This is a genomic window from Lachnospira hominis (ex Hitch et al. 2025) (genome assembly GCF_040096395.1).
Taxonomy (GTDB): Bacteria; Bacillota; Clostridia; order Lachnospirales; family Lachnospiraceae; genus Lachnospira; species Lachnospira hominis.
The window spans coordinates 188016-203642 of the sequence record NZ_JBBMES010000001.1; the positions used below are offsets into that span (position 1 = coordinate 188016).

The window sequence follows — 15627 nt, forward strand, 5'->3', positions numbered from 1 at the left end:
TACATATGAGACATGCAGTTTTTTCTATTCTAGTTGAAAATTCAGCCGGTGTTTTAAGCCGTGTTGCAGGACTTTTCAGCAGAAGAGGTTATAATATAGATAGTCTTACTGTTGGTGAAACAACAGACCCTAAGGTGTCAAGAATGACAGTTACAGTTACAGGTGATGATGATGTTCTTGAACAGATTGAGAAGCAGCTTTCAAAGCTTATAGATGTCAAAGAAGTTGTAGAACTTCCGGCAGAGGCATCTGTATGCAGGGAACTTGTTCTTGTTAAGGTTGAATGTGATACGACAAGAAGACAGGAAATTATAGCTATAAGTGATATATTCAGAGCAAATATTGTTGATGTTTCAACAGAATCTGTTATTATAGAGCTTACGGGAGCACAGAGCAAACTTAATGCTTTTATTGAATTACTCAACGGTTTTAAAATTACAGAACTCGCAAGAACTGGTATTACAGGACTTGCAAGAGGAACTGCAAGTTTAAAATAAATATTAATTAATACTTTTGGAGGTAAAGTAAGATGGCAGAAGCTAGGATTTTTTATCAGCAGGATTGTAATTTATCATTATTGGATGGTAAGACAATCGCCATTATCGGTTATGGCAGTCAGGGACATGCACATGCATTAAATCTTAAGGATTCAGGTTGCCATGTAATTATTGGTCTTTATGAAGGCTCAAAGTCATGGAAGAGAGCAGAAGAGCAGGGCTTTGAAGTATTTACTGCAGCAGAAGCAGCAAAGAGAGCTGATATTATCATGATTCTCATTAATGATGAGAAGCAGGCTAAGTTATATAAGGAAGATATCGAGCCAAACCTTGTACCAGGCAATATGCTTATGTTTGCTCATGGTTTCAACATACATTTTGGTTTAATCAAGGCACCTAAGGGCGTTGACGTTACTATGATCGCTCCTAAGGCACCTGGTCATACAGTACGTTCTGAGTATCAGGCAGGTAAAGGTACACCTTGTCTTGTAGCTGTTGAGCAGGATGAGACAGGTAAGGCACTTGAGATGGCACTTGCATATGGTCTTGGTATCGGCGGTGCAAGAGCTGGTCTTCTTGAGACAACATTCAGAACAGAGACAGAGACAGACCTTTTCGGTGAGCAGGCTGTTCTTTGCGGTGGTGTTTGTGCATTAATGCAGGCTGGTTTTGAAACACTTTGCGAAGCTGGTTATGATCCAAGAAATGCATACTTTGAATGTATCCATGAGATGAAACTTATCGTAGATCTTATCTATCAGTCAGGTTTCGCAGGAATGAGATATTCAATCTCTAATACAGCTGAGTATGGTGATTACATAACAGGTCCTAAGATTATCACAGATGATACAAAGAAGGCTATGAAGCAGATTCTTAAAGATATCCAGGATGGTACATTTGCAAAAGAGTTCTTACTCGATATGAGCGAAGCTGGCGGACAGGTTCACTTTAAGGCTATGAGAAAACTTGCTTCTGAGCATCCATCAGAGAAGGTTGGCGAAGAAATCAGAAAGCTTTACAGCTGGAACGACGAATCAGACAAGTTAATCAACAACTAATTTGTTCGGATTTCCGGATATTTATATACCCCGCCGCTTTCGGCGGGGTGTTTTTTACGCAACAGGTGGAATAATTTAAAGCCTGTATGATGCATATTATTAGTATTTGCCAAGGAGACAGATTTATAATGTATAATTTTTCTAAATCAAAAAAAATACTTTTTGCTATAATGGCAGTTTCTTCATTAACATTTGCTGCATGCTCACAAAAAAACAGTTCGGATGAAAATGTGACATCAAATCAGGCACAGACTGAGTATGAGAGCAAATCATCAGGTACACAGGCAGTACAGCAAGAGACAACAAAAGAGCAGATTAAAGGTGTAAATAAAATTGCACTGTATATAGACCACAAGGATACAGGTATACATGAACTTGCTGATACATATTCATCTGCGTGGGTTAAAGGAAAAGATATTATAAGTTTTGACGCATTTGGATGCGATGAAAAGACATTTTCATCTAATGGCATGAACTTTAAAAAATTATGGGAAAGTTACTGGACAAAATATGAAGGATATGAGAATTCTAAAATAGGTTATATTGTGAGTTTTAAACTGAAATCAGGAGAGGAAATAAATACTACAATTAAAAATCCTGATGATGTTTTTGTATATAGAAATTATCTTGAAAATTATCTGTATGATGATATAAATCAGGTCCAGGGTGAGTGGTACAGCCATCTTTTACAGTCAGAAGTGACTGATAAAACACGTATGACTTCAATAAAATTTACAGCAGGACAGGATATTGATAAAGTTGGCGACACAATAAAACTGACAGCTTTTGTATACAATTCGGATGATGATTTTGATGCTTCCGGGAATTACAAAGGAAATGTGAGTTATACAGTTACAATAAAAAATACAGCACAATAAAATTAGGAGAGGAATATATAGGTGAAAATTTACATGTTAAGTAAATATTTAAAAAAGGCAGTGGCAGTAATGTCGTCTGTAATGATTTTTTCATTTGCAATACAGGCAGTATCACCATCACTTGTTGCAAAAGCAGACAGTGTAAGTACACAGACAACAGCATCAGCACAGGAACAGCAGGAAGCACAGGCAAAACAGCTTACATTAAATCTTTTGGCATCATCTGGAAAGAGCGTGGCAAATCTCTTGGACGATGCGTATACATCTAAAGTGTCATTTGCGGCAGGAGATACACTTACAGTTTCAGCTGATGAACCTATGCAGGGTGTATATCTTAAATGGGCTTCGCTGGAAAGCAGCTATAGCGTGTCATATAACGGAAAAGAGCAGAAAATCACGAAGGAAAATATGCTTCATAAGTATATTGATTTTGGAGAGACAGTTACAGAATGTACAATAACTTTTGAAAGTGCAGCTTCTGTGTGCGATATATTTGCATATGGAAAAGGTAAACTTCCTGATAATGTGCAGGTATGGGAAAAACCATGTACAGACGCTGATATACTTGTATTTTCGACACATGCAGATGATGAGATTCTTTTCCTTGGTGGAGTTCTTGCAACATATGCAGGCCAGCAGGGGCTGAATGTGCAGGTTGCATATATGACAAATTACTGGAATGGTGCGACTGTAAGGGAACATGAAAAACTTGACGGTCTCTGGGAGAGCGGTGTAAAGCATTATCCTGTTAATGGGAAATTTGATGATATATACGCTACAGATCTTAATGGTGCAATGAGTGTTTATTCTTATGATGATGTACTTGGTTATGTTACAGAACAGATAAGAAGGTTCAAGCCGCTTGTTGTTGTTACACAGGATATCAATGGAGAATATGGACATGGAGGACATATGCTTCTTGCAAAGGCTGTATGTGAGGCTGCCGATAACAGCGGCACGGCTTCATTTAAACAGGAATCTGCTGATAAGTATGGTGCGTGGGATGTTCCAAAAACTTATATACATCTTTATGGCGAAAATAAAATCAGGATGGATTTAAGACAGCCGCTTTCAAATATGAAATCAAGAACAGCAATAGACGTTGCCAAAGATGCGTATTTACAGCATGTATCACAGCAGTGGTGCTGGTTCTACGTATCGGATGAATATGAATACAGCTGTGCTGATTTTGGACTTTACAGGTCTACAGTCGGTACAGATACAGGCAATGACATGCTTGAAAATGTAACGACGTATGAAGAAAAAAAGCGGATTGAAGAAGAGTCAAAAGCTGCAGAAGAATCCTCAAAACAGGAAGAATCTTTAAAGACAGCCGAAAAAGAGGAGATAAGAGAACAGAAAGCTGCTAAAAAGAGAAATATAGTTCCGGTTATTATTATTGCTGTTCTGATTGTTGTGCTTGCAGCTGCCGGAGTGGTTTATCATAATTATATGGAAAAGATGCGCCGCAAAAAGAGAAGAAAAAACAGGGGGAAAAATGGCAGTCATAGGGGTAATACAAGATAATCTGTATAAATCACGTGCAAATATAGCAATAAAAAGGATAAAGAAAAAATGTTCCGGGCTTCCTGTTATGATTCACCAGGTCAGTGAAATCCGTGGATACAACAGTACATATGCACTGCTTAATGCAGTTGTTATTCGTGATGCAGATATTGTAGTTGTTGAACTGGACAGGTTGAATGATATCAGGCTGAAATATCCGGATATATCTGAAAATATCAGCATTGCAGCGGTTCTGAAAGCAGGAAATCCTGGAAATGTACTTATAACAAGAAAATTTGAAAAAAAGTTTGGGCATGCTGTGGCATTGTGTGATTCAATGCAGGCTGTAAGGCAGCTTGAAAGCATATTTGATGGTATAGTATGCAAGTATAATGATGATGATACAGTAAAACAGATAGAAAGATTAAAACAGGGGCAGTGTGATGCACTGTTTTTGTCAACAGACAGGGTAAAAGTAACGCAGAGTGAACATATAAGAGGACTTTCCTACAAATATTATGAGGGAAGTGAAAAAGATACATCACAAGGAAAAGCTGTGTGGGTGATAGTGGCAAGATATGATAACAGAGGTCTTATAGATATTCTGGAAAACCTTTCTGATGTAAAAACAGTTGAAATGTGTCGTAAAAAATTGTAGAATGTATTATTATATAAATATAATGCTGTGTGACAGTAAAAATGTAAATATTAATAGTTTAATAGATTATTGGCGAGGATACATATGGAATTTAAAAAGATTGATGATAAAAAGTTTCAGTGCCTTCTTTTTGAAGAAGATTTAGAGGAAAATAATATATCATTAGATGACTTTTTTAGAAATGATACAGAAAAGATACATGGACTTCTTGATGTTGTTATGGAAGAGGCAAGAAAAGAGATTGGTATAGCACCTTCAGGTGAGATGATTTCATTACAGCTTGCACCGCAGCCTAATAATTCTTTGCTTCTTACAGTGTCATCCGGCGGTGATGATATTTCGGACATGTTAAGACAAGCAGGAAAGAGAGCGGCAAAAGCACTTTCTTCAATGAGTCCGAAAGAAAATAATATTATAAAGAATTCAGATGACAGGCGTAAAAAGAAAGTCAAAGAAGCCGAATTTGAAAGTGTTGCCGTCAAAGACGGTGATGAATTTTTTGCGATTGACTGTGAAGGAGGATTTGTTGACAGTGAACTTGCAATATGCAGATTTTCAGAATGGGCTGAATTTGAAAGATTCTGTTCACAGAGCAGAAGAACATGGGGTGTCCGTAACACACTTTATAAGGATAATACTGATGTTTATATTGTTCTTGAAAGAGGAAGATGCTCAACTGTAAAGTTTTCACAGCTTGTTAATGATATGCTTGAATATGGTGAATTTGTACCGGCAAATGTGGAAAAGATAGGATATATAAAAGAACATTATCATAAGATAATAGCTGATAATGCTATTAATATTACTAAAAAATATTGTAATGCCGGATAATTGATAAACAGTATGGAGGAAAAGATGCTTGAATTAAAAGATATATGTTTTAATGTGAGACAGGATTCAAAAGAAAAAGAAATTTTGAAAAATATTAATTTGAAAATTGATGAGCGTTTTGTTGCAATAACAGGACCTAATGGTGGAGGCAAGTCTACACTTGCAAAGATTATAGCCGGAATTGAAAAGCCTACATCAGGAAAAATTATCCTTGATGGAGAAGATATTACAGATTTATCGATAACAGACAGAGCAAATAAAGGCGTAAGTTTCGCATTCCAGCAGCCTGTAAGATTTAAAGGATTGACAGTAAAAGATTTAATTACACTTGCAAGCGGTAAAAAGATAACAATTGCGGAAGCGTGTTCATATCTTTCAGAAGTTGGTCTTTGTGCAAAGGATTATATTAACAGGGAAGTTAATGCTTCACTTTCAGGAGGAGAACTTAAACGAATTGAGATTGCAATGATTATTGCAAGGGGAACAAAACTTTCTTTGTTTGATGAACCGGAAGCAGGAATAGATTTGTGGAGTTTTAATAATCTTATAAGAGTTTTTGAGTCGCTTCATGAAAAGATTAAAGGCTCAATAATTATTATTTCACATCAGGAAAGAATTCTTAATATAGCTGATAAAATTATTGTTTTATCAGGTGGAGAAGTGACTGCTGTCGGAACAAAAGATGAGGTAATGCCAAAGCTTATTGAATCATCAGAAGCCTGTTCAACACTTCTTGATAAACTAGCTTAATAATACAGTTAATATATTTGAATGGAGATTATTTAGATTATGGATGCAATACAAAAAAGCATGCTTGAAAAGATAGCGGATCTGCATGAAGTGCCGGAAGGAGCTTATAATATACGTTCTAACGGAGCACTTGCAGGCAGAAATACAACAGCCAATATAGATATTGTTACAAAGCAGGATAAACCGGGAATAGACATAATTATCAAGCCGGGCACAAAAAATGAGAGCGTTCACATTCCGGTTATATTAAGTGAGAGTGGACTGAATGACTGCGTATATAATGATTTTTATATCGGTGAAGGTGCAGATGTTGTGATAGTTGCAGGATGTGGAATTCATAACTGTGGAACTGATACATCAGAACATGATGGAATTCATACATTTTTTATCGGTAAAAATGCAAAAGTAAAATATATCGAAAAACATTATGGTGAAGGTGACGGAACCGGTGAAAAGATTCTTAATCCCACAACTATAGTCCATATTGATGAAGGCGGATATATGGAGATGGAGACAACGCAGATAAAAGGTGTTGATTCAACAATAAGAGATACACAGGCTGATTTGAAGGACGGTGCATCTTTAGTTATAAAAGAAAAGATTATGACACACGGAAACCAGACTGCCGAGACTAACTTTGTAGTTAATCTTGATGGTGTAGATTCAAGTGCCAATGTAATATCACGTTCAGTTGCAAAAGATTCATCAAAGCAGGTATTTAATTCAAAAATATGCGGTAACAACAAGTGTTACGGACATACTGAATGTGATGCAATTCTTATGGATAACGGACATGTCAATGCGGTGCCTTCGCTTGAGGCAAATGACCTTGATGCAAGTCTTATCCATGAGGCGGCAATCGGCAAGATAGCTGGAGAGCAGCTTATCAAGCTTATGACACTCGGACTTACGGAACATGAGGCAGAAGAGCAGATTATTAATGGGTTTATGAAGTAATGAGATATGCAGAATTTTTAAAAAAAGATGGTGTAATAGGTTTTGTGGCTCCATCTTTCGGATGTGCCACTGAACCCTACAGAAGTGCATTTGACAGTGCAAAAAAAGAGTTTGCAAGGCGGGGATATATTCTTGTAACCGGTCCTAATTGTTATGAATCTTCCGGAATAGGAATAAGCAGTACGCCACAGAAGTGCGGAGAGGAACTCACATATATGTATATAAACAGCAGTAGTGATATTCTTATATCATGCGGTGGTGGTGAGCTGATGTGTGAGACTCTTGAGTATGTTGATTTTGATAAAATAAAGAATTCACCTCCGAAGTGGTACCTTGGATATTCTGATAATACCAATTTTACTTTTTTACAGACAATACTTAACGATACAGCATCTATTTATGGTGTGTGTGCAGGTGCATTTGGCATGAAACCGTGGCATAAAGCAATTGATGATACATTCCGTCTTATCACGGGAAAGAAACTGCGTTTTACCGGGTATGACAAATGGGAAAAGGAATCATTAAAATCAGAAGAAAATCCTTGTGCGACAATGAATGTCACAGAAAAAAGAATAACTCCTGCATTCATTGGAAGTAAAAGGATAGCTTGTGAGGATACTGATATTACTTTTTCAGGACGTTTAATTGGCGGATGTATGGATTGTCTTGTTAATATTTTAGGAACAAAGTATGATAAAGTTGCTGATTTTAATGAGCGATATAAAGAAGATGGTTTCATATGGTTTCTTGAAAGCTGCGATTTGAATGTATTTGCCATAAGACGAGCTATGTGGCAGATGGAAAATGCGGGATGGTTTAAGTATTTAAAGGGCTTTGTGATAGGACGTCCGCTTGTATTCGGACAGGAAATGATGGGGCTGGACCAGTATGAGGCTGTTCTTGGAATTATAGGAAAATATAATGTTCCTGTCATCATGGATGCAGATTTGGGACATTTATCACCGACAATGCCGCTTATCTGTGGAAGTGTAGCAACAGTCAGCATAAAGGGAAATAATTACAGTATAGATATGAAACTGATATAAAAAATGGCGGGCAATAATTTGCCCGCTATTTTATGTATAAAATAAATTTTCTAAAAGACAATCGGAATGACGTGATTCGAACACGCGGCCTCTTCGTCCCGAACGAAGCGCTCTACCAAACTGAGCCACATTCCGCAATAATATTTCCGGATATAATCAATATGCCAAAAACATTATATATTTTAATAGCATTTTGCATAAATGTCAATAAAAAGTTCTGCTTTTAAGAAAGTTGATAAGAGATGTGCATGCACTGTCAGATGGAAGTGATTTGCTGTATGCAAAGCATATCTGGCGTGGCTTTATAGTAGATGGTGTTTTTATCTGAATAAGTGATTTGTTATTAAGCTCTTCTTTTATGAATTCTTTAATAATGCATCCGACACCGAGACCGGTTTTTACAAAGTCAATTAAAAGCTCCATACTATTTACTTCCATGGCTGTGTCAGAAGAAATTTCCCAGCTGCTTAAATAATTGTTGATAAATTTTCTTGTAAGGTTGTTTTTATCAAGAAGAATCAGGTTTGAATTGTTTATTATATCATTTGAAGATATATTTTCACGTTCAATCAGTCCTTTGGCATATTGCGGTGATGATACGAATATGTCATGAATCTGGCCGGCACCTATATAGTCGAGTTTTTTGGCCGAATCGGGTCTGGCAATAAGTCCGATATCAATTTCGTTGTTTTCAATAAGCTCAATTGTGTGGCTTGTTGACTGGCATGATATTGTTATCTGCATATGTGGATATTCTGTAAGAAAATCTTTGAGACAGGGAAGAAGAATATGCTTGCACAGAGTTGAACTTACACCAATTCTTATATGTCCTATTCCAAGTTCGTGTATATGCCTTAATGTATCTTCACCTGCAGAAATTGTCTCAAAAGCACTGTGAAGATATCTGTAAAGTATATTTCCTTCATTAGTTAAAGTTATGCCTTTTGATGAGCGTTTTATAAGGCTGACTCCAAGTGATTCTTCAAGTTTTTTGATGGATTTACTGACGGCCGGCTGGCTGATATAAAGCGACTTTGCGGCACCGGATATGCTTGACGAACGTGCAACTGTAAGAAATATATGATATAAAGGTATATTTGCTGAATTCATAATGCCTCCTTGAATGATTTATGAAATGCACTAATGTATAACTTCAAGTTATAACTGATATGTATAATATGTATTTGCATTATATCAATAAGTGTATTAGAATACAATAAAAGCATTTAAATTATAGTCTGAAAGGATGGTAGATAAAGATGGGAATGACAATGACACAGAAGATTCTTGCTGCTCATGCAGGTCTTGACAAGGTTGAGGCAGGACAGCTTATTGAGGCAGATCTGGATCTTGTACTTGGTAATGATATCACATCGCCGGTTGCGATTCATGAGATGGATAAGATGACTGTTAAAACTGTATTTGATAAGGATAAGATTGCACTTGTACCAGATCATTTTGTACCTAATAAAGATATTAAGTCTGCTGAACATTGTAAATGTGTAAGACAGTTTGCAATGAAGCATGATATTACTAATTATTTTGAAGTTGGACAGATGGGTATTGAGCATGCACTTTTGCCTGAAAAAGGACTCACAGTTGCCGGTGATGTTATTATCGGTGCTGATTCACATACTTGTACATATGGTGCACTTGGTGCATTTTCTACAGGTGTTGGTTCTACAGATATGGCTGCAGGAATGGCAACGGGCAAAGCATGGTTTAAAGTACCTTCAGCTATTAAGTTTAATCTTACAGGCAAGCCTTCAAAATGGGTAAGTGGTAAAGATGTGATACTTCACATTATCGGTATGATTGGTGTTGATGGTGCTCTTTACAAATCAATGGAATTCACAGGTGACGGAATTGCGAACCTTACAATGGATGACCGTTTTACAATTGCCAATATGGCAATAGAGGCAGGTGGAAAGAACGGTATTTTCCCTGTAGATGATATCACAAGAGAATATATGAAAGAACATTCAAAGAGACCGTTTGTAGAATATAGTGCAGATGATGATGCAGAATATGAACAGGTTTATGATATTAATCTTGCAGAGATTAAGCCAACTGTTGCATTTCCTCATCTTCCTGAAAATACACACACAGTTGATTCTATAGATGATATTAAGATTGATCAGGTTGTAATCGGTTCCTGTACAAATGGCCGTATAGATGACCTTCGTTGTGCGGCAAAGATTCTTGAGGGAAGAAAAGTTGCAAAAGGACTTCGTGTAATCGTAATTCCTGCAACACAGAAAATCTATCTTCAGGCAATTGAAGAGGGTCTTGTTCAGACATTTATCAATGCAGGTGCTGTAGTAAGTACACCTACATGTGGTCCATGTCTTGGCGGTTATATGGGTATTCTTGCTGAAGGCGAGAGATGTGTTTCAACAACTAATAGAAATTTCGTAGGACGTATGGGACATGTTGACTCAGAGATTTATCTTGCAAGCCCGGCTGTTGCGGCTGCCAGTGCTGTTACAGGTAAAATAAGCCAGCCATCAGAACTTGGTTTATAATATAATTTGAATATAGATTAATGGAGGATTAGTGATGAAAGCAGAAGGAAGAGTTTTTAAATATGGCGATAATGTTGATACAGATGTAATTATTCCTGCAAGATATCTGAATTCATCTGACCCGGCAGAACTTGCTACACACTGCATGGAAGATATTGATAAGGATTTTGTTAAAAATGTAAAAAAAGGTGATATAATTGTTGCAAATAAGAATTTTGGATGTGGTTCTTCAAGAGAACATGCTCCTATTGCAATTAAGGCAGCAGGCGTAAGCTGTGTTATTGCTGAAACATTTGCAAGAATTTTTTACAGAAATTCAATTAATATCGGACTTCCTATTATTGAGTGTCCTGAAGCTGCAAAAGCTATCAATGCAGGTGATGATGTAGAGGTCGATTTTGACAGCGGTGTCATAACAGACAAGACAACAGGCCAGAGCTTCAAAGGACAGGCATTCCCTGAATTTATGCAGAAAATCATAAAAGCAGAAGGACTTATTAATTACATTAATAATAAGTAATAAGACAAATAAATATTATTAAAATATAAAGCACCGGCATATTTCGTATGCCGGTACTTTAGTCATATGCATATAAGAAAAATAGTAATAATGTAATATATCAATCAGCTGACAACTAGTGTATTATAATGATTAAATTTCTCTATAAATATATGGTTTAAATGAAAGGAAATAAAATGCAGAAGAAAAGCAAAAAAAACGCATCTATTGCCCATAAGATGAGAAACGGATATAACAAAGTAATCAAAATAATGATAGCATCTGGAATTTTGTCACTTATAGTAATTGTGTTGCTTCTTGCTAACATGCTTAATTATGTACAGAAGGTTGAGCGTGCAGACAGAGCAGTAAAGACATGTATAATTGATGTTAATTCCGCAGCAAGAAGTATTCGTGAAATGGCACTTAATACAGATAAGTCATCATATAATACATATGAAAGTGATGTCAAGGATATATTAAATAATGTTAACTCAGAACTTCTTATATTAAAAGGTCTTAATACAGTTGATACGGATTTATATAATCAGTATGCAAAGGCTTTAAATGACTGGGGAACAATTGGATATTCAATTATAAAAGAAATAAAGGCAGGAAATAGTTCTGCTGCAACAAATGATATACTTAATAAGTGTACACCGGCACTTGATAATGTAATCAGCATCGGAGATAAACTTGATGCCGATACTGATGTAACAAGAAACAATGCAATCCGGTTTACATTATTCTTTGCTATAGCAGGAATTGCAGCAATAATTATATTTGTTATTGTAGCAATAATTATTTCAAAAAAGACAAGTAAGAATATTGTCAATTCTATTATGCTGCCACTTGGTGAGATTGAAAAAGTCGCAGCAGAACTTACACAGGGAAATCTCCACAGTCAGCTTGATTATCATTCTGATGATGAAATTGGACAGCTTGCACATAATCTTAGAAAGTCAATAAGAATTTTAAGTTCATATGTTGACGATATTGGATATTCAATGAAAGAATTCTCGAAGGGTAACTTTGCAGTTCAGCCTGAAGTTGAATGGAAAGGTGATTTTGTTGACATTCTTAATTCATTTGTTGCATTTGAAAACAGTATGTCTGATACAGTAATCGGAATACAGAGAGCAGCTAATGAAGTATCAGGAGGAGCCGGACAGGTCGCTGAAAGTTCTAATGATCTTGCACAGGGTGCAACAGATCAGGCTGCAGTTGTTGAAGAACTGACTGCTAGTATTACTAATGTGGCTGAACAGATTGACAAGAATGCCGAGAGTACAAAGAATATAAGCACCAGTGTTGATAATCTCGGAAAAGAGATTGTTACAAGCAATGCAAGAATGCAGGATATGGTTGAATCTATGAATGAAATCAATGAGGCATCTCAGCAGATAGACCAGATTATTGCAACAATTAACGAGATTGCATCAAGAACGAATCTTCTTGCACTTAATGCTTCAATTGAGGCAGCAAGAGCAGGCGAAGCCGGAAAAGGCTTTGCAGTTGTTGCAGACCAGGTAACAGTTCTGGCTGAGAACAGTGCCAAGGCTGCAAAAGAATCAGCAGTACTTATCAGCAATTCTGTAAGTGCGGTTGAAAGAGGTATGGTAATTGCTAATGAAACAGCAGGAAAACTTGAAAAAGTTGCTGATAATTCTAAGCAGATTACAGTCGATGTAAATGATATAGCTGAGACTTTGAAGGCACAGACGGATGTGATTCATCAGATTAATGAAGGCGTTAACCAGATTAATGATGTTGTTCAGACAAATTCAGCAACTTCACAGGAATGTGCTGCTGCAAGCCAGCAGATGAGCAGCGAAGCGGAGAATCTTAAAAATCTTATACGTGAACTCCGCGTTATTAAAAAGTAATATGATAACTCCTGCGATAGCTTTTACGGCTTCGCAGGAGTTTTTTACTGCATGGAAATTTTACAATGAATCAATGTATTTTCTGAACTTTGAAGGCAGGATTATTTTATTGTAAATTGAAGCGTATTGTATAGAAGAAATATTTTCAATGTAATTACGTTCATATTTTACAGATGTTTTCTTTTCGGTCATATCAGCAGCTTTGTTATATGCAATTGCAGCTTCATTTTCAGCTTCATATGTTCCAATCTGGTACATTCCGTTGATGTGGATGGCAGCACGATATAATTTTTTGCCGTTTTTTTCAATCATGCTCACACCGTTATAGCGGTTGATGACACAGATGTTTTCATAACGGTAATCACATGAATCTCCATTTTTAAAAATGTAGTCACGCCCCTCGACAGAGTGTGCACGGATTCCATAACGGGAGAGAATACTTGTCTGCATTCCAAAATCATTTACATAATAGTACCCGCCGCGTGCAATGATTTTGTGGGTTGAATAATAAAACAGGCTGTCCGTATTGAAAATAAGCGTTTTATCAGGTGACAGAAAATAGAGAAAAAACTTTTTGCACAGGTAAACAGGCGTCTTTATATATATTCCGTTATCTCTGAAATTAATAAGTATTATGTATTTTTCAAAAGGTATATTCATGTCTGGAGAATAAGATGTTGTGTGGAGTTCTGTATTTATGATGTGCAAATCGCTGCGGGACAATATTTCGCATGCTTCATTGTAAGTTACGGCGGCTTCATTTTCAGAAGAGAAACTTCCGAGACTTATATGTTTGTTTTTGTGTGTTATAGAAGAACGATAGTAAACAGTACCGTCTTTTTTATATGCAGTATAAACTCCGGCTGGCATATATTTTCTCCTTTTTTTAAATGAATGTGTAAATTTGCAAAATAATGTTGTGTTTATTCATAACTATGTTGTATAATAACAAATGATTATATGGTTTTATTATATGTCAATGATGTTGATTTTTCCATATAAAAATTAGTAAATGATATTAAGGGTGGAAAGAAGAATGAGTTTGTTTTACAAAAGTACCAGAGACGACAGCGTAAAGGTTACTGCATCACAGGCAATATTAAAGGGACTTGCACCGGACGGCGGTTTATTTGTACCGGAAAGTATTCCTTCATTTGACAAGAGCCTTGAAGAGTTATCTAAGATGTCATACAAAGAAGTGGCATATGAAGTAATGAAGCTTATGCTGGATGATTTCACAGAAGAAGAGTTAAAGGCTTGTATCGACAAGGCATATGATGAAAAGTTTGATACAGATGTAATCGCACCGCTTGTCAAAGCTGATGGTGCTTATTATCTGGAACTTTTCCATGGTGCAACTATTGCATTCAAGGATATGGCACTTTCAATACTTCCACATTTGCTTATAACTTCAGCTAAGAAGAATGACGTACATAATGAGATAGTTATTCTTACAGCTACATCAGGCGATACAGGAAAAGCTGCACTTGCAGGATTTGCCGATGTTAAGGGAACACGTATTATTGTATTTTATCCTAAGAATGGTGTCAGCCCGATTCAGGAAAAACAGATGGTTACACAGAAGGGTGATAATACATATGTAATCGGAATCAAAGGAAACTTTGATGATGCACAGACTGGTGTAAAGAAGATTTTCGGAGACAAAGAGCTTGAAAAAGAGATGGCAGAGGCAGGATTTCAGTTCTCATCAGCTAACTCAATCAATATCGGACGTCTTGTACCACAGATTGTTTATTATGTATATGCTTATACAAGACTTCTTGCAGATGGTGAGATTAAAGCCGGAGACAAGATTAATGCTGTAGTTCCTACAGGTAATTTTGGTAATATCCTTGCAGCATTCTATGCTAAGAATATGGGACTTCCTATTAACAAGCTTATTTGTGCATCAAATGAGAATAAAGTATTATATGATTTCTTCACAACAGGTGAATACGACAGAAACAGAGAGTTTGTTCTTACAACATCTCCTTCTATGGATATTCTTATTTCAAGTAACCTTGAACGTCTTATCTATAGAATTGCCGGAAATAGTGCAAAGAAGAATTCAGAGCTTATGGAATCATTAAAGAACACAGGCAAGTACGAGATTACACCTGAGATGAAAGCACAGTTATCTGATTTCTATGGCAATTATGCAACTGAAGCTGAAGATGCAGCTACAATAAAGAAGCTTTATGAAGATACAGGCTATGTTATCGATACTCATACAGCAGTTGCTGCTACAGTTTACGAGAAATATAAGAAAGAGACCGGCGATGATACAGTTACAGTGATTGCATCAACAGCAAGTCCATATAAGTTTACAAGAAGCGTTATGGATGCTATTGATTCAAAGTATGACAGCATGACTGACTTTGAACTTGTAGATGAATTAAGCAAGATTTCTAATGTTGCCGTTCCACAGGCAATTGAAGATATAAGAACAGCACCTGTTCTTCATGATACAGTATGTGAAGTTAATGAGATGAGTTCAAGCGTTAAAAAGATTCTTGGAATTTAATCGGAATTAATT

The 15627-nt window shown here is 36.4% G+C and carries 15 protein-coding genes and 1 tRNA gene; 13 read left to right on the forward strand and 3 right to left on the reverse strand.

What is annotated here, in order from left to right:
* Positions 1-5: 5 nt before the first annotated feature.
* The 9 genes from ilvN to WMO38_RS00870 all read left to right on the forward strand — a co-directional run bounded on the left by ilvN (position 6) and on the right by WMO38_RS00870 (position 8181).
* Entirely contained in the window at positions 6-497 is a 492-nt protein-coding gene (gene ilvN / locus WMO38_RS00830) for an acetolactate synthase small subunit (protein WP_186836239.1), read from the forward strand.
* A gap of 32 nt (positions 498-529) precedes the next feature.
* Entirely contained in the window at positions 530-1555 is a 1026-nt protein-coding gene (gene ilvC, locus WMO38_RS00835; protein WP_186836238.1) for a ketol-acid reductoisomerase, read from the forward strand.
* 128 nt (positions 1556-1683) lie between these two features.
* Positions 1684-2433 carry a hypothetical protein gene (locus WMO38_RS00840; RefSeq protein ID WP_349161009.1) on the forward strand — a complete coding sequence of 250 codons (750 nt, stop codon included), beginning with the start codon at positions 1684-1686 and terminating at the stop codon, positions 2431-2433.
* A gap of 33 nt (positions 2434-2466) precedes the next feature.
* Positions 2467-3960 carry a PIG-L deacetylase family protein gene (locus WMO38_RS00845; RefSeq protein WP_349161010.1) on the forward strand — a complete coding sequence of 498 codons (1494 nt, stop codon included), beginning with the start codon at positions 2467-2469 and terminating at the stop codon, positions 3958-3960.
* A complete protein-coding gene (locus tag WMO38_RS00850; protein ID WP_349161011.1) occupies positions 3932-4597 on the forward strand; it encodes a hypothetical protein in 666 nt (221 codons plus the stop codon). The genes WMO38_RS00845 and WMO38_RS00850 overlap by 29 nt, the downstream gene beginning before the upstream one ends.
* 84 nt (positions 4598-4681) lie before the next feature.
* Positions 4682-5428: an adaptor protein MecA gene (locus WMO38_RS00855; RefSeq protein WP_349161012.1), complete on the forward strand. Its 747-nt coding sequence runs from the start codon at positions 4682-4684 to the stop codon at positions 5426-5428.
* Between the two features lie 24 nt (positions 5429-5452).
* Complete coding sequence (locus tag WMO38_RS00860) at positions 5453-6178, forward strand: ABC transporter ATP-binding protein (protein ID WP_021867017.1); 726 nt, start codon at positions 5453-5455, stop codon at positions 6176-6178.
* Positions 6179-6217: 39 nt separating this feature from the next.
* Positions 6218-7135, forward strand: coding sequence for a SufB/SufD family protein (locus WMO38_RS00865; RefSeq protein WP_021867018.1), 918 nt, complete (start codon positions 6218-6220; stop codon positions 7133-7135).
* Positions 7135-8181: a S66 family peptidase gene (locus tag WMO38_RS00870; RefSeq protein ID WP_021867019.1), complete on the forward strand. Its 1047-nt coding sequence runs from the start codon at positions 7135-7137 to the stop codon at positions 8179-8181. The genes WMO38_RS00865 and WMO38_RS00870 overlap by 1 nt, the downstream gene beginning before the upstream one ends.
* 61 nt (positions 8182-8242) lie before the next feature.
* Here the strand turns inward: WMO38_RS00870 and WMO38_RS00875 are convergent.
* Both WMO38_RS00875 and WMO38_RS00880 read right to left on the reverse strand, forming a co-directional pair.
* A tRNA-Pro gene (locus tag WMO38_RS00875) sits at positions 8243-8316 on the reverse strand.
* Between the two features lie 69 nt (positions 8317-8385).
* Positions 8386-9291 carry a LysR family transcriptional regulator gene (locus tag WMO38_RS00880; RefSeq protein WP_021867020.1) on the reverse strand — a complete coding sequence of 302 codons (906 nt, stop codon included), beginning with the start codon at positions 9289-9291 and terminating at the stop codon, positions 8386-8388.
* 149 nt (positions 9292-9440) lie between these two features.
* Between WMO38_RS00880 and leuC the strand changes: the two genes are divergently transcribed.
* The 3 genes from leuC (at position 9441) to WMO38_RS00895 (ending at position 13091) form a co-directional block, all read left to right on the forward strand.
* A complete protein-coding gene (gene leuC, locus WMO38_RS00885) occupies positions 9441-10706 on the forward strand; it encodes a 3-isopropylmalate dehydratase large subunit (RefSeq protein WP_349161014.1) in 1266 nt (421 codons plus the stop codon).
* Between the two features lie 34 nt (positions 10707-10740).
* Complete coding sequence (leuD, locus tag WMO38_RS00890) at positions 10741-11226, forward strand: 3-isopropylmalate dehydratase small subunit (protein WP_186836232.1); 486 nt, start codon at positions 10741-10743, stop codon at positions 11224-11226.
* 176 nt (positions 11227-11402) lie between these two features.
* The gene (locus tag WMO38_RS00895; protein ID WP_349161016.1) at positions 11403-13091 is read left to right on the forward strand and encodes a methyl-accepting chemotaxis protein; all 1689 of its coding nucleotides are present in this window, start codon (positions 11403-11405) and stop codon (positions 13089-13091) included.
* Positions 13092-13151: 60 nt separating this feature from the next.
* Here the strand turns inward: WMO38_RS00895 and WMO38_RS00900 are convergent, their stop codons facing one another.
* The gene (locus tag WMO38_RS00900; protein ID WP_021867024.1) at positions 13152-13961 is read right to left on the reverse strand and encodes a hypothetical protein; all 810 of its coding nucleotides are present in this window, start codon (positions 13959-13961) and stop codon (positions 13152-13154) included.
* A 166-nt stretch (positions 13962-14127) separates the two neighbouring features.
* On the opposite strand from WMO38_RS00900, the gene thrC reads away from it, so the two are divergent.
* A complete protein-coding gene (gene thrC, locus WMO38_RS00905) occupies positions 14128-15615 on the forward strand; it encodes a threonine synthase (RefSeq protein ID WP_021867025.1) in 1488 nt (495 codons plus the stop codon).
* Positions 15616-15627: the final 12 nt, after the last annotated feature.